Genomic DNA, 20,594 nt, shown 5'->3' with positions numbered 1-20,594 from the left:
AGGCCGGTCGGCACAAATCAGGGGTTTCCCTAGTCGGCCGTGGCGCTTCGACATTCAACTGACTCCCCTCCCTGCAAGATCATCGGGTCGGCCATGCCCCCGGCATGGCCTGAACAGCGCGGGGCGCTGTTCACCCGATGATGGGCTGGGGGTGGGTGCGAGCGTCAGCGAGCCCATCGAGCGGCTCGGAAGAGAAGGAAAGGCCGGGCATCGAGCCCGGCTTTCCTTACCCACCCCTAACCCCTCCCTAAAAGGGAGGGGAAGAGTTGAATGTCGATACGGCCTAGTCGGCCTTGGCGCTTCGACAAGAGCACATCCGATCGAGGCTTCCATGCCGCACGCGAAGATTATCAGCGGCTTAACCACGCCGGACGACCGCATCTTCACACGTCAATGAGAAAAGCATTCCGTAATTTGAAGGAATGCGGACATGAAGAAGGTTGCTTTTGTTGTTGCTGCGGCGATGACCTGCGTCGCCACCGGTGCGCAGGCCGTCGATCCGCACGTTGCGGTTGGTTCGGCGCAGTATTCGATCGGCATCAGTGGCTTCGTGCCCGTGATCTGCCGCGCGACGGTCGACGCGACGGTTGTGCCGACCCAGCCGGGTCAGGTGTCGCTGGGTTCGCTCAACGAATTCTGCAACAACCCCAACGGCTACGAAGTCTATGCCGATTATTCGCCGAACCTGGGGAAGGCGAGCCTGTTGGTCGATGGCCAGAAGGTGCCGCTGGGCAATGCGGGTTCGACGCGCATCAGCAAGTCCAATCGCGCTGGTATCGTGGCGCGTTCGGTGACTCTCGATCTTCCCCAGGACGTTCAGTCGGGCTCCATCTCGTTCCGCGTCGTCACGCTATAACGCCGGACAATTCTGCTGCGACGGAACCGTCGACAGCAGCGGCGTCACCGTGACGGTGAGGATGTCGTTGTAGACCGAGGCGGGCGTCTTGCCCTGCCCGCCCTCGAGCAACGTCGCGCGGATCGGCAGGATGCCTGATGCCGCGTCGGTCCCGGCACGTACGCAGGTCACCGTCGAAAAGGTGGGGCTTGCGGTCGACCGGGTCTGCCCTAGGAACTGCGCCTGGTAATTGAGCGTCTGCGCGGCGTTGCCGAGCGATCCGCCGGCGAACGTCAGCTTGTAGCCGTTCTGCGACGACATCGCGACCGAATAGGGGCCCGAGCTGGCGACGCGGATATAGTTGGTGTTCGGCGTCGTATAGGCAGCCGGCGTGGTCGTGACCTGGGTCGTCGTCACATTGCCGACCTCGCCGAAATCGAGCACCGAACCGACATAGCTCGCCTGCAGCCCGCTGAGCACGGTCACGTTGACCACCAGCGCGTTCGACACGGTGCCGGTATCGGTGAACGGGCCGCCGCCGCCCGTCCCGTTGCAGCTGTAGACGATGTCGAACGGCAGCGTCGTACCTGCGTTGAGATTGAGGTTGGCCGGCAGCTGGATCTGCAGGTTGAGCGTGAAGACGTCCGACGCGGCGTTGTTGCCCGTGAACGCCCAGCGAAACACGCCCGTGGCCGGACTGCCGCTGTTGATGTTGAGGATCGGCGGCGACTGGTTGGTGCCGAAGAAGATGTTGCCGCCGGTCGGGCCGCCCGATCCGGATCCTGTCGCGCTCGTAGGGGTCAGCACCGTCCCGTTCTGCGCGGAGGTCGTGCCCTTGACGTAGAATTCGATGTTCGCGGTCTTCTCGCCGCCCGATCCGTTGACGCGCGACAATTGGACACCGGCGAGGGTGATCGTGGTGTTGTTGCCGCTGAACGGATCATAGGTCAGGTTGGCGGTGCCGCCGCTGACCGTGGTCAGGCCGCATCGCCCGGCCGCCCAGGCGGTGCCGGGCAGCGAGGCGGCGGCGGCCGCTGCCACCAACATTGCGTATCTAAACAGAGGCCTGGCCATCATTACTGCCCTTTAATCGCTTTGACCGCGTCGATGCGGATCAGTCCGTCGGCACCGTCGGGAATGGTGATTTCGAAGACCGATTTCTTGTCGTCGAGCATCTCGACCCGCCACTTGCCCGGCGCGAGGCCGCCGATGCCGAACCGGCCCTCGCGGTTGGTGAAGACGGTGATCGGCGGCCGCTCGGGATGCGCGAGCTCGGTCGCGGAGCCCGTGACCAGCGATACCGGTTCCCCGTCGATGTCGAGCAATGTGCCGATCGCGGTAACCGAATAGGCCGAACCCACAACGAGCTTGTAGCCGCTGCGATACGGCGGCAGCAGGCGGAATGCCCCGGTGCCCAGATCGAGGCCCGGCTTCGCATTGGGCGCGTTCACCGAGATCGAGCGTTCGGCGTAGGAGCTCAGGCTGGGCTCGGTGGCGGCGCGCAGCGCCCCCGTATTCGCCGTGTAGCCGAACGGGCTCGGCGACACGACGATGTTGGTGTCCCGGATCTTCTTGTATGGCTGGACGATCGCGAAGCTGTCGTAGATCGGCCGGCCGATCGACACCGCGCCGTCGGCAACCGCGATCGAAGTGCCGAAGCGGAGCGATGTCCGCTGGCTGGTCACCGAGCCGAACGTGTTTTCGAACGTGCCGAAATGCCCGATCCCCAGCTCCGCCCGGTTGGTATAGTAATTGCCGTTGAAATTGACCCCTGAACCATTGTCGCTGCGCTCGACATCGGCGGTGAAATTGTACGATCCGACGCCCGAACCGTAGAGCGTCTGGTACGACGCCCGGGTGCGGTTCGCGCGCGAGTCATAGTCGACGCGCCCGGTCGAATAGCGCCCCATCCGCACGACCAGCGACAGCAGTCCGCCGAAGCGCGATCCGCTATTGTCCCTGTCCCACCGCGCATCGGCGGTCAGCGTCGCGGTCGACGAGATGCGATAGCCGGTGGTCAGGCGATAGCTCTGGAGGTCGCGCTGAATACCGCGGCCTTTGGAGAAACGCCCATCGACGCCGGCATAAAGACGCTGGTCGAATGCATGCGAATAGCCGCCGCCGAGTTCATAGCTGAACGCATTGGTGGGCAAGAAGACGCCCACCGGCGAGAATTGTCGGCTGCGCGATTCGACGAACAGGTTGAGCGAGTCCGCCTGCCCCCCCGAACGCTGGATCAACCGCTGGAACGTCCCGGAGAACGCCCGTCCGGTGCCGAGCCCCTTTACCGTCGACAGCGAGACATTGCCGGCAAAGGTGCCGACCGGCGTCGCCAATACGGCCTCGACGCCGCCCATTTGCGAGTGCTCATCGGCCTGGGCGTTGACGCCCAGCGTGAGGAAATCGCTGATGCCGCGGCGGTAGAAGCCGGTGAAGGCCAGATTGTCGGTATAATGCGGCCCATGCGGCCCGAGCGGGTTGAGCACGCCGGCATAGAGGCCGAATTCGCTTAATCCCTTGGCCAGCTGCGACTGGTCGAGGAACAGGTTGAACCGCAGCAGATCGGTGCGGCCGGTATCGTCGAGCACCGACAGCCTGATGTCGTTCGCGCCCTGCGTGAACGGGAAATCGCGCAGGTCGTAGGTGCCCGGCGCAAGCTGGAGGCGGCGAACGATCTGGCCATTGACCTGGACCTCGACGGTCGAGGGCCGGCTGAGCTGGAAGCTACGATCACCGCGCGGGCGGATCAGCTGCTGCGGCTGGAGGACGCTGTACGAACGGAAAATCGACAGGCCCGCGATGTCCGGAGCCGACTGGAAGCCGCGCGACACCGTCTGGAGGTCGCCCGCAGTCCAGCGCACGAGGTTCTTTTCGTCGTCATAGACGAACCGCGATCCGAGACGCTGGAAGTCCACGCCGTTGGCGCCCGGTTGCCAGATCCCCTCGCCCTCGGCGACCACGCCGCCGATGCGCATCGCGCCGTCGAGCGAAAAGATCGGAGAAGCGAAGCCCTTGTCGCCGCCCGCGTGGATGTAGTCCTCGGAGCCGCGGATGTTGAGATAGGCGCTCCACGCGGCGGGTGGCGCGAAGTTGCCGACCCTCGTCCGGTCGAGAGGGCTGACCTGAAGCGACCGCGACGCACGACGCTCGGCTGCGATCTCGAGATTGAGCTCCAGCGTCTGCGGATTGTAGCGGATCACGACTCCCGCACCCGCAAAATCGGCGGGGGTCAATGTGGCCTTGGTCGACAGGCTCGATTGCAGTGCCGTGAAGGCGTTCTGGTTCAGGACGTTCGAGAGGAGATCGAGCAGGCGCTGCGCGGGCAGTTCCAGCCTGCTGTCGGCCGTCACCGTCAGCGGAATGTCGCCGAGATAGATGCCCCCGTCCTTGACCGGCACGGTCAGGACGATGTCCCGGCCGGTCGTGTTCAGGTTGGTCTGCGACACGTTGGCCGATGGTATCGGCGCGTCCAGCGTCACGCGCCGTTCCTGCACCTGCGGAACCGTGCCCTGCTGGTCCGATGCGTGCGCGGGTGCGCAGAGCGATCCGATGCTGGTCCCTGCGAGCATCAGGACCAGCAAGCGGCGCGGGCGGCGCTTAGCCGTCTGGTGTGAAGCTGACATCGACGCTGCCCCCATCCACCGGCAATTCGATCGGCAGCGCCATGCGCCGCGTCTGGTTCGCACCGACGAGGCCGAAGCCGATCGTCTGTTGCGTTTCCGGGCCGGACAAGGTCCGCCGGAACACTTCCTTGCCGGTCGTATTCTTTGCGGTGATCCGCAGGCGACCGTTGGAAAGATAGCCATAGGCCGTCGAGGCATTGGTCAGCGTCACCACGGGGATCGGCTTGCCCTGCTCGTTGTGCCCGACCTCGGCGCTCTGCACCTTGATCGCCGGCTTCACCCCGTTGGGCGCGATGCTCACCAGCACCTGGAAATTGTAGAGGATCTGGATCGCCGACTGACCGGCAGGCAACTTCACGGGAAGCTGTGCGACCGTGACGTAATAATGCTTGCTGGTCTTCAGATCGGGATCGCCGACATATTGCACGCGGAACGACTGGGTCTGGCCGGGCTGGATCAGCGCCTGCGGTGGAAAGATCAGCAGGTCGCCGGGATCCTTGCCGGTTTCCTTGATCCCGTTCTGGTCGAAATCGAGCGCCTGGACGCGCAATTCCACCGGCAGCGGCGTCGCGAAGGTGTTTTCGACAGTGATGAGCTGCGCCATGCCGCTGCCTGACAGGGTCAGGTTCAGGATGACGGGCTGCACCGTCATCGCAATGGCAAGCTGCTGCGGAAAGATGAGCAGCCCCGTCAGCGCCGCCCCCGCTAGCAATGATCGAATACGCTTCACGTTGCCCCCTCCAATTACTCTAGATTGCCGCTTGAAACTGCACGGTCACCGTATCGGCGTACCGCCCCGCGACGAGCGGCCCGCCCCCCGGCGGAACGACGATGTTCAAGTCCATGTCACCGGCGCCGCCACCGGCGCTGTTGATCACCAGTGTGCTGCTGGTCGTGGTCAAAACGCTGCTCGTCTGCCCTGCCCAGCTCGCGTTGATCTGAAAGCCGAGCAGCTCGCCGAAGCCCGTCGGCGACTGCCGGTTGCGGGCGTTGCCGCCGTCGCGCAGCAGCCCGCCGTTGGTGCTGGTGATGGTCAGCCGGTGCGGCGCGTTGCAGATCACCGGGAGCGCAAGATCGATCGCAGCCGCGCGCGGCTGCGCCGTTTGGGGGTCGCCGAGCTGGACGATACGAATCTCGCCGCTGGCTGCGCCGGTCGACGCGAAGGCCGCGTTCTGCGCGCTCGACACGATCGGCGCGTTGAGCACGCAGGCGGCAGGCGCCTGCCCGGCAATCTCGAGCCGGCCCTGGCCGGTCGCGAGATCCTGAGCCTGCGCCCCGGTGCTGATCACCAGGCCGGCCGCGAAAAAGGAAAGACGCAGCATCAGCGTGGCTCCACGAAAATCCGGAGGGTGTCCGTATAGTCACCCGCCAGAATGGGCGCGTTGTCGCGAATATTCGACGCTCCGGATGCGACTGCCAGGCGCAGGTCGATTTGACCCGCCGTCGCCTCATCGATGTTGAAGCGCTGGTCGGCCACGCGGCGTGCCTGCGCGTCGGCGTTGAGCGAGCCGTTGACGTTGCCCCATGTCAGCGTCGCCCGATACGGCACCGCATAAGCGAAGCCGGGCGCGGGGGCCTGGGTGCGTTGCAGTGTCGGCCACAGGCCGTTGTTCTGCGATTCGATGCGGAGCCGGTGCGGATAGTTGCACACCGCATCGAAGCGGACATTGACCGAAGCCGCGCTGACCGCGAGAGTGGTCGGATCAACCATGCGGTCGATCTGCAGGGTATTGCCGGCGAGACCGCGGAAATTGATCTGATTGCCCGACTGCAGCCTGGGCTCACCCACCGCGCAGACCGGGGGGGTGTTGCCGGTGACCGGCAAAGTCTTGGCCGCCACGGCCGATTGTGCGGAGGTTGGGGGTGCACAAAGCAGACCGCCGACGACCAAGACGATTCCCAGGAGCGGTGAGCGGTTCATATCAGGAGGCCACCGCCAGAGTGACGGTGACATTGCCCTGATAGTTGGTGTCCGCGACGAGGCGCTGCGTTGCACCGCCCGCCGTCGAGAATCCGCCGATCGAGACCGTGATGTCCCCCGAGAACGCCGTGAGCCGCGACTGTACCGCTGCGGGATTGGTTGCCGCACCGGTCGTGAAGCTCGCCGCGGTCGTCGTCCAGCCGGCCGCGCTCGCGGTATAGTTGACCGAGCGCGAGAAGCCCGTGGGCGGCGTGGTGGTGAAGGTCTGCGCCGCGAGCGGCGTCGCATTGACCGTGATCGTGCTGCGCGAACTGCAGAACGATCCCGCCAGCACCTTGGGCGGCGCCGCCAGATCGGTGCGCAGCAGGCCGGTATTGACGTCGATGAGCACGCCGAGCGCGAAGGTCGAGCCGGTACCCCCTACGGTCCCTCCGACGCACATCGAAGGCACGTTGCCGGTGACGATGAAGTTCTTGGTATCGGTCGCGCTCTGCGCCGATGCCGATCCCGCCCAGGACAAAGCGGCGAGCGCCGTCAGTCCGAACAGTCGATGATGCATGCTCATCACGAGCCTCCCCCTGAAGGTGCCGGGCCGAGCGTCACGATGACGAGGCCGCTATAGGAACCGGCGGTCAGCAATGCGTCCGACGGTGCAGTGAAATTGGAGAGGTTGACGGTCAGGTCGGCGATCTTCGGCGCCCCCTGCGTCGCTCCCACGCTCGATGCGCTCGGCGTTCCGCCGCCCGCTGTGGCGCCGGTAGTCGCGGTTGCCGCGCCCGGGGCCCAGTTGGTGACCGCTGCCGTGTAGTTCACCGCGCGGGCGAACCCCGTCGGAGCCGGCGTCGCGTCATTGTTGACCAAAGCAGTCGCGGTCACGGTGATCGCGGAGCCGGCAAAGTTGCAGAACGAGCCGGCGAGCGTGACGGAGCGCGGCGCGATTGCGGCGATCCTGCCCACGCGGGTGCCGGACGTCGTCGCCAGCTGGCCGAGATCGACCGGTGCCGGCGTCGGCGTGCCCAGCATGCACAGCTGGGAGACGTTGCCCCCGACCGCGACGTCACCCGTTGCGGTGTCGGTCACCGTCTGGCTGTGCGCGATACCCGGCAGGGCGATCGCGGCGAGCAATGGAAGGATAAGGCGCTTCACGGTCCCGGTTTCCTCAATCAGAGAGTGGCAGGCTGACGTTGGGAGTCAGCGTGACCAGGACCTGGCCCGAATAGCTGCCGGCAACGAGGATGCCGCCGGTCGGCGACGAGGAGCCTGCCAAGGTCACCACGACGTTGCCGGTGAACAGGCCGACCGGAACGGCCGTGCCGGCGCCCGCCGCCAAAGACGTGTCGGTGGCCGTTGCGCTGTTGGCGAGCGCGCTCGCCGAATAATTGACCACGCTGTCGAAGCCCGTCGGGGCCGCACCGGCAAAGGTCGTGTCGACCAGCGGTTGCGCCTCGACGCTCATCGATGCGGCGGTGCCGTTGCACCAGCCGACCAGCGTGCGGGTTTGGCCGTCGAGCTTGCTGGTATCCAGCTTGCCCGCGGTCGATCCCGATCCCTGCAGCGCCAGTTCGCCGGCATTGATGACGGCGGATGGCGTCGTGAACTGGCAACGGTCGGCGACCGAACCGTTCACCGTGACAGTGCCCGTCGCCGACGTCGACTGCGCGGCGGCGGGAAGAGCGGCAGTAGCGGCGACAATTGCGGCGACTGCAAGGATCGAGTTCTTCATGTCATTATGCTCCGATGAAGCCGATCACGCGCCCGGCGCGATGACGATCGAGATGTTGCCGGTGTACGCACCCGCGACGAGCAGGTCGGTCGCATTGGCCGTACCGAAGGCGCTGGCCGTGATGGTCACGTTCGCGCTGCCGGTGTTGGCCAGAGGGCCGCCAGCCGGCGTCGCAACGGTCGGCGCATTGCGGCTATCGTTGCTCACCGTGGTCGAACCGCTCGGCGAGAGCGCGACGGCGACATTAGCGTTATAGTCGATCCGGGCCGCATAACCGGCCGAGGCGGCGCCCGCGGTGGTCAGCTGGGTCGAGTCGACCGCAATGGTCGGGTTCGACGTGTTGCAGACGACGCGGAATGCGAGCGTCGCGGGGCCCGACGCGTTGAAGCGCGTGGCGAGGTCGGTCGCCATCGTGCCGTCCGCCTGGGCCAGTTCGCCGAGCGCCACCGTGCTGGTGAAGGTGCTGCCCGAACCGGGCAGGACGGCGCACTTGTTGGCGACGCTGCCGGTGATGTTGACGGTGCCCGTCACCGTCTGGGCCGATGCCGGCACGGCGATGGTGAGCATGGTGCCGGCGCCGAGCGCCGCGATCAGATACTTGTTCATTGTCTTGCCTTTTCCCATTCAGATTGAATCCGACGGTGCGCCGGGTCGACGACCCGGTACCCCTCCCCTTTGACAATCGACCGACTGCCCCGAGGCTGGGAGAGCCGCTCTGTGCAAGGCGCCATCATGACGCCGCGCTCACCGTCACCGTTAAGGTGTCGGAATAGATGCCCCCGATCAGCGCGCTCGAGCCGTTATAGGCGGGCGCGCTGACGCGGAGATACGTGCCGGGCTGATTGACCGACGTGGAATTGAGCAGAAGGCCTTGCGACGTGCTCACCGGCCCGCGGAACGTGCAGGGTGCCGCTGCGGCAGCCGCCAGCGTCGCTACGGTGCAGGTGCCCGTCGCCGTGCTCGACGAGCCGACCAGGTTGAGCGCCACGTCATAGGGTGCCAGCGCTGCATAACCGGGCGAGACCGATCCGCCGGTCTGCAACCCGCCGTTCGCCGAGACTACCGCAACCCGCGAAGGGCCGGTGCAATCGAGCTGGAAGCTGAAATCGTGGCTGAAGCCGGTGACGTCGAAGTCGGGCTGATTGTAGCTACCCGAGGGCGCCGACCCCGTCGCGAAGCCGCAACGGCCCCCGACCGAAGCGGTCACCTGCACCGGCAACTGGCGGTTGCCGCCCACGACACCGGGCTGGCCGGCGGCATATACCGTCTGTGCGTCGGCGGCATGCGGCAGCATGGCGGCACCGATCGCGAACAAATATATGCCTATTGAACACCGGCCAATCACAGTTCCCGCCCCTCCCAAGGCAAATGAACGATTGGCTAATGATCGATTCATCTCGCTAAAACGCAAGAAGATTTTTTAAAGCTTTAATTAACCATTTGATGAGTCTAAAGAAATACCTATACCGCCTAAGGATATATAAATATAACTTTGGATATAACGAGTCAGAATACCAGGGCTATTACTTGTGTAATATCGAGACAAATATTTTACGTCACAGTATTATATTTAACCTATCCGGCAGCTTTCGTCGGTTCTTAAGCGTCGCAGTCTAGTATTTCATCGGGTCAACTGCCGCAGTTCGAGCCGGCCGGGGTTGAGTGATGCGCCGCCGACAAGATGAAATGGGTTAAAATGGCCAACAAAAAAACGACGCCGACTTATAATAAAATTATGATTCCTTGCATCTATGTGTCCTTCGCTCCGTTCCCAAGCCTGGGAAGCCAAAACGACTCGGAGATCATGATCGCGAATCGCCTGAAGGGATTTGGGTGAGACCGGCCTTTGGCGGATCGGCGGCTCCGCGCCCGGCGGTTCCCGGAATTCCGTCCGGCGTCATCCAGCTGCCCGAAACATTAAACGGTTCTGCAACGACCACGCCGCCAAACCGCAATAGCGTGACCCTATTGGCGGCTCCGCCGGCCATCTGGCCCGGGGGAGAAAACAGAAAATGTCGCGATATTCCCGCCTGCTTTGGGCGACGCTGCCGTTCACCATGCTTGCATTGGGCATATCGCCATCTGCTCGCGCGCAGACTGCGGGGGCTGCCGCCGACGATGTGGCGTCCAGCCCGACCGACGCGCAGAGCGACAGCGACGAGGATATCGTCGTCACCGGCTCCTATGCGCGCAGCCTCGCCGCGGCGACCGAGACCAAACGCCAGGCCGCTTACGGCGTCGACTCGATCAACTCGACCGATATCGGCAAATTCCCGACCCAAAACGTCGCCGAGGCGCTGCAGCTCGTCACCGGCGTCGCGATCACCCGCCCGCGCGGCGAAGGGCTCTATGTCAGCGTCCGTGGGCTTGGGCCGCAGTTCCAGAGCACGATGCTCAACGGCCGCTCGGTCGCGATCAACGATCTGATCGAGAATGGCGGCGCCGCCGGTCGTCAGTTCCGCTTCGAGATGCTGCCCGCCGAGTTCGTGTCGCAGATCAACGTGGTGAAGACCCCGACCGCCGACATGACCGAGGGCGCGCTGGGCGGCAATATCGACGTCAAGACGTTCCATCCGCTCGATGTCGGCAACAAGACGACGCTGAACCTGCGCGGCACCTATACGACGATGACCGACAAGGTGAAGCCGAACGCAACCGCGCTCACCAGCTTCAAGAGCGGCGACGGCACCTTCGGCCTCCTGGCCGGCGCGCAATATTGGGCCAAGTCCGTCCGCAACGATCGCTGGTACAATACCGGCTGGACTCTCGACCGGTTCATCTCGGTGCTCGGCACCGGCTATTACACGCCAACCCGCACCCGACCGACGATCGAGACCGAGGAGCGCAAGCGCGTCTCGGGGTTGATCTCGACGCAGTGGCGGCCCTCGCCCGAGCTGGAAACCACGCTCGACGTGCTCGGGACGCGGCTCGACGTCGCCTATGACGAATTCGGCCTCGACATCTATCCCGACGACACCAGCGTCGCAGGACACCGCCCGACGCTGGTGCCGGGATCGGCCAAGCTCGACGGCAACACCGTGGTCGCCGCGACGATCAACGACGTGCGTTTCATGGCGTCGCGCGAATACAGCCTCAACCGCCACGACCTGCTCAGTGTCGGTCTCAAGCAGAGCTGGAAGCCCGAGGGCTGGGACGTCTCCGCCAATATCAACTGGTCCTACGCGCACAGCTTCCATCCCAGCTATGCCGAAGGCACGGTGCGCAGCCGTGCGATGTTCTTCGCACCGCTGACCTATGACGCGTCGGGCGGGTACAAGGTGATCCCGACCTTCACCACGCCGGTCGACCCGACCAATGCCGCGAACTATGTGCTCTACCCGTTCAACATCGCGCCCAAGAACAGCAAGGACTGGGACTGGTACGCCCGGCTCGACGTCGGCCACGAGATGGACGGCTTCCTCAGCAAGATCGCGGCCGGCGGCGAATATCACTGGCGCAAACGCGACTATTGGCGCCGCGATTTCACCGTCAATCCGGGCCAGGTTCCGCTGACCAGCTTCGCGCCGAACGGGTTCGAGCAGATCCCGTTCGACGACTTCCTGGGCGACGTGCTCGGAATGCGCCGCGCAGCTGGCTCGTGCCGATCACCAGCGTCTTCTACGACAAGCTGTTCACCGACGCGGTGGCCAACGCGCCGCTGAGCGCAGGCGATCTGCGTGCCTCTTATGTCGTGACCGAGAAGACGGCGAGCGGCTATGTCCGCGCCGATTACGCGCTGGGCACCAGCATCACCGGCAATATCGGCGTGCGCTATGTGCATACCGATCAGGTGGCGAGCGGCACGCTGACGATCGGTACCGCGCCGACCCCGGCGAGCTTCCCCAAAACCTTCAATAACTGGCTGCCGAGCTTCAACCTGCGCGCCGAGCTGAGCCCGACCCTGGTCGCCCGCCTCGCCGCCAGCCGCGTGCTCACCCGGCCCAACGTGACCCAGAGCGCGCCGCAGATCAGCGTGTCGACCGATGCGCCGACCGGGAGCGGCGGCAATCCCGAGCTGGTGCCGTTCCTCGCCACTCAGTTCGACGGCTCGCTCGAATGGTATTTCAACCGCAAGGGCTCGCTCACCGCGGCGTTGTTCTACAAGGCGATGGACAATTACATCACCGCGCAGAACATCAATGTCGAGATCCCCGGCCGCGGCACGATCCTGCTGAGCACGCAGGTCAATGGCGGCAACGCCAAGGTCTATGGCGCCGAAGCCGCCTATAACCAGGTATTCACGTTCCTGCCGAAGCCGTTCGACGGACTGGGCCTCCAGGCATCGTACACCCACACTTCGGTGCAGGCGAACTACACGGCAGGCGCGCGCACGATCGAGGACCAGCTGATCGGCCTGTCGAAGAATAGCTTCAATCTGGTCGGCTTCTACGATTACGGCCCGGTATCGGCGCGGCTTTCCTACACCTGGCGCGACAAATATCTGTCGGGCACGGGCAGCACCACCCAGACGCCGAGCTATGTCGACGCGTTCGGCTCGCTGGACGGCAACCTCTCGTTCCGGGTTACCGACAAGACGACGGTCAGCCTCGAGGCGATCAACATCGCCGGAGCGCGGCAGTACAGCTATAACGACGATCCGCTGCGCTACGGCGAAATCCATTATTGGGGTCGCACGATCCTGTTCGGCGTGAGGACCGAGTTCTGATGCTCAAGGGGCTCTTCACCGTCGCTGCGCTGGTTCTGGCCGGCGCAGCGGCGTCGCCGCAGGCGATGAACGACATTCAGGTCGTCGGGTCGCACAACAGCTTCAAGGCGCGCATCCCGGCGGCGGTGATGGCGAAGCTGAGGGCGATGGAGCCGAAGTCGGCTGACGGGCTCGATTATTACCATGTGCCGCTGTCGAAGCAGTTCGATGCCGGCGTACGGCAGATCGAGCTCGACATCTTCGCCGATCCCAAGGGCGGTCTCTATGCCGATCCCAAGGGCGAGGCATGGGCGAAAGCAGCGGGCGAGGCCACCGGCTTCGATCGCACGGCGATGCTCAAGCCCGGGTTCAAGGTGCTCCACATTCCCGATGTGGACTATCTGAGCACCTGCACGACGTTGGTGCGATGTCTGCGCGAAGTCGACCGCTGGTCGCGCGCGCATCCCGATCATCTGCCGATCATGATCACGATCAACGCCACCGATCAACCCTCGACCCGATCCGGAATCGCCAGCCCACTGTCGCTCGCGGACAAGCCGTTGCTCGATGCGCTGGACGGCGAGATCCGTTCGGTGCTGCCGGGCAAGCGCCTGATCACGCCCGACGACGTGCGCGGGACGGCACCGACACTGCGCGAGGCAGTGCGCAGCCGGGGCTGGCCGGCGCTATCGGCGGCGCGGGGCCGGATCTACATCCTGCTCGACGTGCGCTCGGCGGTGTCCGAGGTCTATCGCGCCGGGCATCCGTCGCTTGCCGGACGCGCGATGTTCGGCTGGTATCCTGACGACCAGCCCGAATCCGCGATCCAGATCGTGCAGGACCCGCTGGTCGATGGCGAGCGCATCCGGCGCTGGGTGGCGGAGGGAATGATCGTGCGGACCCGCACCGACGCCAATACGATCGAGGCGCGTGCCCATAATTTCGCCAAGGCACGCGCTGCTATGGCGAGCGGGGCGCAAGCCGTCAGCACCGATTATTATCCCGGTGCGCCCGACCCGCTGCATCTCGATTTCGTGGTGACGCTGCCTGATCGGGCAATGGCACGATGCAGCCCGGTGCGGGTTCCCGCCGGATGCCGACTTCGTCCCTGACTGCGGTGTCTGAAGGCGGCGAATTGAGCCTTCAAAGGCCCGGTGTGCGGGGATCGTCGCTCTGACCACACGCGCCGATCAGCCCAGCATCATCAGACTCGCATTACCCCCCGCGGCAGTGGTGTTGATCGAGACCGAAACCTCTTCGACCAGCAGGTTGAGGCTATAGGCGCCGGGGGCGCGCAAGGCCTCGACCGAGGCCGCCTGCACGGTGACGATGGCGCCTTCCCGCTCGGCCAGCCTGGTCAGCAACGCCGTGACTTCGGCACCTTCCCCCTCGGCGAGCGCGGCGGAAACCTCGCTTGCATCGCCGCGGATCCGCGCGCGCACGCTTGCCGGCAGGTCCGCCAGCATTGCCATCCGCGCGGCATCGGCCTCGATCGCGACATGGTTACCTGTGGCGAGGCTCGCCGCCAGCTGGTGGAACAACCCCTCCCGGCTCGCCGGCGCCAGCAGGATCGTCCCGCGCGGATGCAGCGCATAGACGTTGCGCTCGCCGACGGGCCCCGGAAGCTCGACTTCGCGCCCGAGCGGCGATGCCGCGCCGATCCGCCGCGCGAGCGCCGCCGCCTGCTGCTCGCCTTTCGCGTCGAGCCAGACGGCAAGATCGGCCAGCGCGGGATCGATCGCGGCATCTGCCCGTGGCGTCGGCACCGGCCCGTCCCGGACCAGCCTCGGCAGATACAGCGGCCCGCCCGCCTTGGGACCGGTGCCCGAAAGTCCGCGCCCACCGAACGGCTGGACTCCGACGATCGCACCGATGACGTTGCGGTTGATGTAGAGATTGCCCGCCGCGATCCGCGACGTCACTTCGGCGATCGTCTCGTCGAGCCGGGTGTGCAGCCCGAAAGTGAGTCCATAGCCGGTGGCGTTGATCGCATCGATCAACGCATCGAGATCCTCCCGGGCATAGCGGATCACGTGGAGCACGGGGCCGAACACCTCGCGCTCCAGATCGGCGATGCTGGCGAGCTCGATGATCGTCGGCGGGACGAAGGTGCCGTGCCCGGTCTCGGGCGACGGCGCCTGCTGCTCCACGCGGTGCCCGCGCGCGCGCATCGCCGCGATATGCTTCTCTATACCTGCCTTGGCTTCGGCGGTGATCACCGGACCGATATCGACTGCAAGCCGTTCGGTGTTGCCGATGCGCAGCTCGGCGAGCGCGCCCTTAAGCATCGCCAGTGTGCGATCGGCGATTTCCTCCTGCAGGCACAGGATGCGCAACGCCGAGCAGCGCTGCCCCGCGCTATCGAATGCCGAGGCGACGACGTCGGCCACCACCTGCTCGGCGAGCGCCGATGAATCGACGATCATCGCATTCTGCCCCCCGGTTTCGGCGATCAGCGGGATCGGCTTACCGTCGGCCGACAGCCGCTCGGCGAGCTGCCTCTGGATCAGCCGCGCCACTTCGGTCGAGCCGGTGAACATCACGCCCGCCGTCTCGGGCGCGCCGACCAGGGCCGCGCCGATCGCGCCGTCGCCCGGCATGAGCTGGAGCGCATCGGCGGGGATTCCTGCTGCGTGCAGCAAGCGCACCGCCTCGGCGGCGATCAGCGGCGTCTCCTCGGCCGGCTTGGCGAGCACCGGATTGCCTGCGACGAGCGCCGCGGCGACCTGTCCGGTGAAGATCGCCAGCGGGAAGTTCCACGGGCTGATGCAGACCACCGGTCCCAGTGGCCGGGCATCCGTGCCGAGTGCGCGCGCCTGCACGGCATAATAACGCAGGAAGTCCACTGCCTCGCGCACTTCGGCGATCGCGTTCGCCGCCGACTTGCCGGCTTCGCGGATCGTCAGGCCGACCAGCAGCGGCATGCGCGCCTCCATCGCATCGGCCGCACGCTCGAGCATCCCCGCGCGCTTGCCGACCGGCACCGAAGACCAGGAGGATGCCGCGGCCCGTGTCACAGCCGCACGTGCCGCGTCGGCATCGGTTTCGACCACGCTGCCCACCACGTCGCGAAGATCGGCCGGGTTGCGCACCGGGCGCTCGGTGCCCTCTCCCTTTTCGGGAGCGGTGCGCCATTGCACCACGGCGCTCGCCTGCAGCTCCCGCGTCAGCGCAGCGAGCGCGAGCTCGTTCGACAAGTCGATACCGGCCGAGTTGCGACGGTCGGGATAGAGATCTGCGGGCAACGCGATCGCGTCATGCTTTGCCCCCGGCTGCGGCGCGTCGCGCACCGCGGCGACCGGATCGGCGACGAGCTCGTCGATCGACACGGCCGGATCGGCGACGCGATTGACGAACGACGAATTGGCGCCGTTCTCGAGCAGGCGGCGGACCAGATAGGCGAGCAATTTCTCGTGCGTGCCCACCGGCGCATAGATGCGGCAGGGCCGCCCCAGCCCTTCCGCGCCCACCACCTGCCGGTAGAGCGGCTCGCCCATGCCGTGGAGACACTGGAACTCATAATCGCCGATCGAGAAATCGGCTCCGGCGATCTGATAGATCGTCGCGAGGGTCAGTGCGTTGTGGGTGGCGAATTGCGGGAAGATCACCTCCTTCGCCGCGAGCAGCTTCCGCGCGCAGGCGACATAGGCCACGTCGGTGTGGAGTTTCCGCGTATAGACCGGGAAATCGGCGAGCCCGTCGACCTGCGCGCGCTTGATCTCGGCGTCCCAATAGGCACCCTTGACCAGCCGCACCATGATCCGGCGGCCGGCGCGGCGAGCGAGGTCGACGATCCAGTCGATCACGAACGGGCAGCGCTTGCCATAAGCCTGCACCACGAAGCCGAGCCCGTTCCAACCGGCGAGTGCCGGATCGAGCGCCAGTGACTCGAGCAAGTCGAGCGAGAGTTCGAGCCGGTCGGCTTCCTCCGCATCCACATTGAAGCCGATGTCATAGGATTTCGCCAGCGCCGCCAGCGCCTGCACCCGCGGCAGCAGCTCGCGCATCACCCGATCGGCCTGCGCACGCGAATAGCGCGGATGCAGCGCCGAGAGCTTGATCGAAATGCCGGGCCCTTCATAGATGCCCCGCCCGCCCGCCGCCTTGCCGATCGCATGGATGGCTTGCGTGTAATCGTCGAAATAGCTCGCCGCATCGGCAGCGGTGGCCGCCGCCTCGCCGAGCATGTCGTAGCTATAACCGAAGCCGCGCGCCTCTTCCTTGCGTGCGCGCTTGAGCGCCTCCTCGATCGTCTCGCCGGTGATGAACTGCTCGCCCATCATCCGCATCGCCAGGTCGACGCCGCGGCGGATGACCGGCTCGCCGGCACGCGCGATCAACCGGGTGAGCGCGGCGCCCAGCCCCTTATCGTCCGCGCTGTCGACCAGCTTGCCGGTGACCACCAGGCCCCAGGTCGCCGCATTGACGAACAGCGAGCGGCTGCCGCCGAGATGGGCGCGCCAGTCGCCGTCGGCAATCTTGTCGCGGATCAGCGCGTCGCGCGTGGCGTCGTCGGGGATGCGCAGCAGCGCCTCGGCGAGGCACATCAACGCCACGCCCTCCTCGCTCGACAGCGTATATTCCTGCACCAGCGCTTCGACCCCGCTCTTGGTGCCTTCCTTGCGCAGCGCCGCGATCAGCGCGCGCGCGGTGCGCTCGGCATCGGCGCGGACCGGCTCGGGCAGCGTCGCCGCGTCGAGCAGCGGAGCAATGCACTCGGGCTCCGCGCGGCGATAGGCCTGGGTGATCGCCACGCGCAGCGGCGTCTGGGGAAGGTTCGGCGGCGCGAAGGCGGCAAAAGGGGGATTGGTCGACATGCCGCAGATATAATGCGCGCCGCAAAGACGATCTGTCTTAGTTTGACCCTTTCCGATATCACTACAGCACGCATATTTGCTTCCGAAAGACGATTTGCATGAAAATGCCCCCGAAGCCGGTCGATCTGGACGACTATGACCGCAAGATCCTGGACGTCCTGCGCGAGGATGGGCGGATCACCGTCACCGAACTCGCCCAGCGGATCGGCCTGTCGAAAACCCCCTGCCAGCAGCGGCTCAAGCGGCTGATCGAAACCCGCGTGATCACCGGCTTCACCGCGCTGATCGATCCCGCGAAGCTCGCGCTCGATCATGTCGCCTTCACCGAAGTGAAGCTGTCGGACACGCGCGAAAAGGCGCTGGAGGAATTCAACGCGGCGGTGCGGCGCATTCCCGAGGTCGAGGAATGCCACATGATCGCGAGCAGCTTCGATTATCTTCTCAAGGTCCGCACCGCCGACATCCGCAAATATCGCATCGTGCTGGGCGAGCGCATCTCCAGCCTGCCGCACGTCGCGAGCACTTCGACCTACATCTCGATGGAAACCATCCGCGACTGAGGTGCGTCGCAAGGCTTGCAACTCGGCGGAATATGCTAATCGACGGCGTGCTCCACGTCGCGATCGCCCCCTGGTATCATTATGTCGGCGATCTCGCGGCGTGGCTTGCCGCTTTCCTCGGCGCACGTTGGGTATTTCGACATCGCCGGACCAGCGTCGAAGGGCTCGCCCGCCACACCGCGCCCGGCTATTTCATCAGCCTTGCCGCGGGCGCCGCGCTCGGCGCCTGGCTGCTCGGATCGCTCAACACGCTCCGCGATGCGCGGCCGGTCCTCTCGCACTCGATCGCCGGCGCGCTCGCGGGCGCGATCGTCGCGGTCGAGCTCTGGAAATGGCTCCGCGGCGTGCGGGGATCGACCGGCGGACCCTTCGTCATCCCCTTGTGCCTCGGCATCGTCGTCGGGCGATGGGGATGTCTTTTCGCAGGCATGGGCGACCAGACTTATGGCGTCCCGACCGGCCTGCCCTGGGGAGTCAATCTCGGCGACGGCATTTCCCGCCATCCGGTCCAGATCTACGAATCGCTCGCGATGGCGGCGTTCCTCGCAGTCTATTGGCACGCGCTGGCGATGGGGCGCCCCTGGGCGGTGCGCCACGGCTTTCACGTCTTCGTCCTCGCTTATGCCGTCCAGCGATTTGCCTGGGAATTCCTCAAGCCCTATCCCCCGGTGTTCGGCCCGTTCAACGTGTTCCACTTCGTGATGATCGGACTCAGCGCCTATGCCCTTATCTGGATCGCTCGCGACCGCCCCCCTCCAGCCGTCGCCCGAGCGTAAGGCGGCGCCCTATATCTTCCATGGGCAGACGAGCAGCCTGTGCGAGACCTGCCTCGAGCCCGTCCCGGCCAAGGTCATCATCGAGGACGACCGCGTCTATTATCTCAAGCGCTGCCGGTCGCACGGCGTCCAGAAGACGCTGATCAGCGACGACCTCGCTTACTGGCGCTCGCAAAAGGACTGGCTCAAGCCCGGCGATCGCCCGCTCCGCACCCAGACCCGCACAGAAGTGGGATGCCCGTTCGATTGCGGCCTGTGCCCCGACCATGAACAGCATAGCTGCCTGGCGATCGTCGAGATCAACTCGGCCTGCAACCTCGCCTGCCCGGTCTGCTTCGCCGATGCCGAGGACATGCATGGCGGGCATTTGCCGCTCGCCACGGTCGAGACGATGCTCGACGCGCTGGTCGAGAGCGAAGGCGAACCCGATCTCGTCCAGCTTTCGGGCGGAGAGCCCACGCTGCACCCGCAATTCTTCGAGATACTGGACGCAGTGAAGCGCCGGCCGATCCGCCATATCATGATCAACACCAATGGACTCAGGATCGCGCAGGACGATGCGTTCGTGAAGCGCCTTGCGAGTTATGCGCCGCGGCTCGAAGTCTATCTCCAGTTCGACAGCCTGAACGACGATGCGCTCGTCAATCTGCGCGGCGCCCGGCTGTCGCGCATCCGCCAGGCCGCGCTCGAGGCGCTCGAACGCGTCGGCCTGTCGACGACGCTCGTCGCGGTGGTGAAGCGTGGGGTCAACGATCAGGAGGTCGCGGCCATCGTCAGCCACGCGCTCGACTGGTCCTGCGTGCGCGGCGTCACGTTCCAGCCGGTGCAGGATGCCGGCCGCAACGAGGGGTTCGATGCCAAGGCCAATCGCGTATTGCTCTCGCAGATCCGCCGCGAAGTGGTGAAGGCCGGCGTGTTCGGCATGGAAGACATGATTCCCCTGCCCTGCAATCCCGACCAGATCTGCATCGGCTATGGCCTGCGCGACGGCCGCACGGTGACGCCGATCACGTCCCTGCTTCCGCGCGACCTGATCCTGCAGGGGCCGAACACGATCAGCTACGAAGCCTATCCCACATTGCGCCAGGCAGTCGTCGGCCTGCTCAGCCTCGCCACCACGCAATGCAATACCGAGGAGAAGCTGGCCGAGGTCCTGTGCTGCCTGCCCCAGGCGCTCGTGCCGGAGGATCTCGGCTATGCGAACAGCTTCCGCGTGGTCATCCTGCAATTCCTCGATCGCTACAATTTCGACCTCGCGACAGTGAAGCGCAGCTGCGTGCACTTCGTGACGCCGGAGGGGCAGATCATTCCGTTCGACACCTACAACACCTTCTATCGGCCCGGCGCGGAAGGCGCGCCGGTGCTCGAGCGGGCAAGGGGGCAGGCATGAAGCAGCTTTTCGGTGGCCTGTTCCTGGGAGTGGGGATCCTGATCATGACCTGCAGCGGGCTGTGCTCGCTGGTCGTCGTCGTCACGGGGTTCGGCATGGCGCTTCAGGACCCGAGCATCATCATCCTGCCCCTGCTCATCGGCGGCATCCCCTTCGCTTTGGGCTTTGGCCTGTTTTACTGGGGGAAGTGGCTGCTGCGCCGATCGGACGATCAAGCGATGTGAACTCGCTTTGCCATTGTCGGTGACCGCGGCGGAAAAAATTTGCATCGCATGAATGCCGCGCACCGCGCTCCGCTATAATG

At 65.4% G+C, this 20,594-nt stretch carries 19 protein-coding genes; 8 read left to right on the top strand and 11 right to left on the bottom strand.

What is annotated here, in order from left to right; all coding sequences use genetic code 11:
• Nucleotides 1–430: 430 nt before the first annotated feature.
• Nucleotides 431–856 (top strand): hypothetical protein, encoded by a 426-nt coding sequence (locus ASE13_RS18790; RefSeq protein ID WP_156404987.1) that lies wholly within the window; start codon nt 431–433, stop codon nt 854–856.
• Here the strand turns inward: ASE13_RS18790 and ASE13_RS18785 are convergent.
• The 10 genes from ASE13_RS18785 to ASE13_RS18740 all read right to left on the bottom strand — a co-directional run bounded on the left by ASE13_RS18785 (nt 851) and on the right by ASE13_RS18740 (nt 9,396).
• Nucleotides 851–1,882: a hypothetical protein gene (locus ASE13_RS18785; protein WP_056619927.1), complete on the bottom strand. Its 1,032-nt coding sequence runs from the start codon at nt 1,880–1,882 to the stop codon at nt 851–853. The genes ASE13_RS18790 and ASE13_RS18785 overlap by 6 nt on opposite strands.
• Before the next feature lie 29 nt (nt 1,883–1,911).
• On the bottom strand, nt 1,912–4,458 hold the full coding sequence (locus ASE13_RS18780; protein WP_156404986.1) for a fimbrial biogenesis outer membrane usher protein: 2,547 nt from the start codon (nt 4,456–4,458) through the stop codon (nt 1,912–1,914).
• Nucleotides 4,433–5,188: a molecular chaperone gene (locus ASE13_RS18775; RefSeq protein WP_056619924.1), complete on the bottom strand. Its 756-nt coding sequence runs from the start codon at nt 5,186–5,188 to the stop codon at nt 4,433–4,435. The genes ASE13_RS18780 and ASE13_RS18775 overlap by 26 nt, the downstream gene beginning before the upstream one ends.
• Before the next feature lie 19 nt (nt 5,189–5,207).
• Entirely contained in the window at nt 5,208–5,780 is a 573-nt protein-coding gene (locus tag ASE13_RS18770) for a spore coat protein U domain-containing protein (RefSeq protein ID WP_056619922.1), read from the bottom strand.
• Entirely contained in the window at nt 5,780–6,379 is a 600-nt protein-coding gene (locus ASE13_RS18765; protein WP_156404985.1) for a hypothetical protein, read from the bottom strand. The genes ASE13_RS18770 and ASE13_RS18765 overlap by 1 nt, the downstream gene beginning before the upstream one ends.
• A gap of 1 nt (nt 6,380) precedes the next feature.
• Nucleotides 6,381–6,944 (bottom strand): hypothetical protein, encoded by a 564-nt coding sequence (locus ASE13_RS18760; protein WP_056619917.1) that lies wholly within the window; start codon nt 6,942–6,944, stop codon nt 6,381–6,383.
• Complete coding sequence (locus ASE13_RS18755) at nt 6,944–7,525, bottom strand: hypothetical protein (RefSeq protein ID WP_156404984.1); 582 nt, start codon at nt 7,523–7,525, stop codon at nt 6,944–6,946. The genes ASE13_RS18760 and ASE13_RS18755 overlap by 1 nt, the downstream gene beginning before the upstream one ends.
• Nucleotides 7,526–7,538: 13 nt before the next feature.
• Nucleotides 7,539–8,102: a hypothetical protein gene (locus ASE13_RS18750; protein WP_056619910.1), complete on the bottom strand. Its 564-nt coding sequence runs from the start codon at nt 8,100–8,102 to the stop codon at nt 7,539–7,541.
• 24 nt (nt 8,103–8,126) lie between these two features.
• A complete protein-coding gene (locus ASE13_RS18745; protein WP_056619907.1) occupies nt 8,127–8,708 on the bottom strand; it encodes a hypothetical protein in 582 nt (193 codons plus the stop codon).
• A gap of 124 nt (nt 8,709–8,832) precedes the next feature.
• A complete protein-coding gene (locus ASE13_RS18740; RefSeq protein ID WP_156404983.1) occupies nt 8,833–9,396 on the bottom strand; it encodes a hypothetical protein in 564 nt (187 codons plus the stop codon).
• A 718-nt stretch (nt 9,397–10,114) separates the two neighbouring features.
• On the opposite strand from ASE13_RS18740, the gene ASE13_RS20390 reads away from it, so the two are divergent.
• The 3 genes from ASE13_RS20390 to ASE13_RS18730 are packed head-to-tail and all read left to right on the top strand — an operon-like array spanning nt 10,115 to nt 13,859.
• Complete coding sequence (locus ASE13_RS20390) at nt 10,115–11,764, top strand: TonB-dependent receptor (RefSeq protein WP_268801315.1); 1,650 nt, start codon at nt 10,115–10,117, stop codon at nt 11,762–11,764.
• The gene (locus ASE13_RS20385; RefSeq protein ID WP_268801314.1) at nt 11,701–12,768 is read left to right on the top strand and encodes a TonB-dependent receptor; all 1,068 of its coding nucleotides are present in this window, start codon (nt 11,701–11,703) and stop codon (nt 12,766–12,768) included. Before ASE13_RS20390 ends, ASE13_RS20385 begins: the two co-directional genes overlap by 64 nt.
• Entirely contained in the window at nt 12,768–13,859 is a 1,092-nt protein-coding gene (locus tag ASE13_RS18730) for a Ca2+-dependent phosphoinositide-specific phospholipase C (RefSeq protein ID WP_056619900.1), read from the top strand. The genes ASE13_RS20385 and ASE13_RS18730 overlap by 1 nt, the downstream gene beginning before the upstream one ends.
• Before the next feature lie 78 nt (nt 13,860–13,937).
• Here the strand turns inward: ASE13_RS18730 and putA are convergent, their stop codons facing one another.
• Nucleotides 13,938–17,564 (bottom strand): trifunctional transcriptional regulator/proline dehydrogenase/L-glutamate gamma-semialdehyde dehydrogenase, encoded by a 3,627-nt coding sequence (gene putA / locus ASE13_RS18725; RefSeq protein WP_056619896.1) that lies wholly within the window; start codon nt 17,562–17,564, stop codon nt 13,938–13,940.
• 98 nt (nt 17,565–17,662) lie between these two features.
• Between putA and ASE13_RS18720 the strand changes: the two genes are divergently transcribed.
• From ASE13_RS18720 to ASE13_RS18705, 4 genes are read left to right on the top strand one after another with little or no spacing between them, the layout of a single operon-like run.
• On the top strand, nt 17,663–18,124 hold the full coding sequence (locus ASE13_RS18720; protein ID WP_056619894.1) for an Lrp/AsnC family transcriptional regulator: 462 nt from the start codon (nt 17,663–17,665) through the stop codon (nt 18,122–18,124).
• Between the two features lie 32 nt (nt 18,125–18,156).
• Nucleotides 18,157–18,900, top strand: coding sequence for a prolipoprotein diacylglyceryl transferase family protein (locus tag ASE13_RS18715; protein ID WP_056619891.1), 744 nt, complete (start codon nt 18,157–18,159; stop codon nt 18,898–18,900).
• Nucleotides 18,845–20,290 (top strand): radical SAM protein, encoded by a 1,446-nt coding sequence (locus ASE13_RS18710; RefSeq protein ID WP_056619888.1) that lies wholly within the window; start codon nt 18,845–18,847, stop codon nt 20,288–20,290. The genes ASE13_RS18715 and ASE13_RS18710 overlap by 56 nt, the downstream gene beginning before the upstream one ends.
• On the top strand, nt 20,287–20,514 hold the full coding sequence (locus tag ASE13_RS18705) for a hypothetical protein (RefSeq protein ID WP_056619885.1): 228 nt from the start codon (nt 20,287–20,289) through the stop codon (nt 20,512–20,514). The genes ASE13_RS18710 and ASE13_RS18705 overlap by 4 nt, the downstream gene beginning before the upstream one ends.
• Nucleotides 20,515–20,594 lie beyond the last annotated feature (80 nt).

This window comes from Sphingomonas sp. Root241 (genome assembly GCF_001428865.1).
In the GTDB taxonomy this organism is placed as follows: Bacteria; Pseudomonadota; Alphaproteobacteria; order Sphingomonadales; family Sphingomonadaceae; genus Sphingomonas.
Note: the sequence above shows the minus strand (reverse complement) of the source record. Positions and strands in the feature narration are given on the sequence as shown.

Coding starts and splice junctions, on each gene's coding strand:
- ASE13_RS18790 (WP_156404987.1), top strand. CDS start 431: ATGAAGAAGGTTGCTTTTGTTGTTGCTGCGGCGATGACCTGCGTCGCC.
- ASE13_RS18785 (WP_056619927.1), bottom strand. CDS start 1,882: ATGTTGGTGGCAGCGGCCGCCGCCGCCTCGCTGCCCGGCACCGCCTGG.
- ASE13_RS18780 (WP_156404986.1), bottom strand. CDS start 4,458: ATGTCAGCTTCACACCAGACGGCTAAGCGCCGCCCGCGCCGCTTGCTG.
- ASE13_RS18770 (WP_056619922.1), bottom strand. CDS start 5,780: ATGCTGCGTCTTTCCTTTTTCGCGGCCGGCCTGGTGATCAGCACCGGG.
- ASE13_RS18765 (WP_156404985.1), bottom strand. CDS start 6,379: ATGAACCGCTCACCGCTCCTGGGAATCGTCTTGGTCGTCGGCGGTCTG.
- ASE13_RS18760 (WP_056619917.1), bottom strand. CDS start 6,944: ATGAGCATGCATCATCGACTGTTCGGACTGACGGCGCTCGCCGCTTTG.
- ASE13_RS18750 (WP_056619910.1), bottom strand. CDS start 8,102: ATGAAGAACTCGATCCTTGCAGTCGCCGCAATTGTCGCCGCTACTGCC.
- ASE13_RS18745 (WP_056619907.1), bottom strand. CDS start 8,708: ATGAACAAGTATCTGATCGCGGCGCTCGGCGCCGGCACCATGCTCACC.
- ASE13_RS18740 (WP_156404983.1), bottom strand. CDS start 9,396: ATGCTGCCGCATGCCGCCGACGCACAGACGGTATATGCCGCCGGCCAG.
- ASE13_RS20390 (WP_268801315.1), top strand. CDS start 10,115: ATGTCGCGATATTCCCGCCTGCTTTGGGCGACGCTGCCGTTCACCATG.
- ASE13_RS18730 (WP_056619900.1), top strand. CDS start 12,768: ATGCTCAAGGGGCTCTTCACCGTCGCTGCGCTGGTTCTGGCCGGCGCA.
- putA (WP_056619896.1), bottom strand. CDS start 17,564: ATGTCGACCAATCCCCCTTTTGCCGCCTTCGCGCCGCCGAACCTTCCC.
- ASE13_RS18720 (WP_056619894.1), top strand. CDS start 17,663: ATGAAAATGCCCCCGAAGCCGGTCGATCTGGACGACTATGACCGCAAG.
- ASE13_RS18715 (WP_056619891.1), top strand. CDS start 18,157: ATGCTAATCGACGGCGTGCTCCACGTCGCGATCGCCCCCTGGTATCAT.
- ASE13_RS18710 (WP_056619888.1), top strand. CDS start 18,845: ATGCCCTTATCTGGATCGCTCGCGACCGCCCCCCTCCAGCCGTCGCCC.
- ASE13_RS18705 (WP_056619885.1), top strand. CDS start 20,287: ATGAAGCAGCTTTTCGGTGGCCTGTTCCTGGGAGTGGGGATCCTGATC.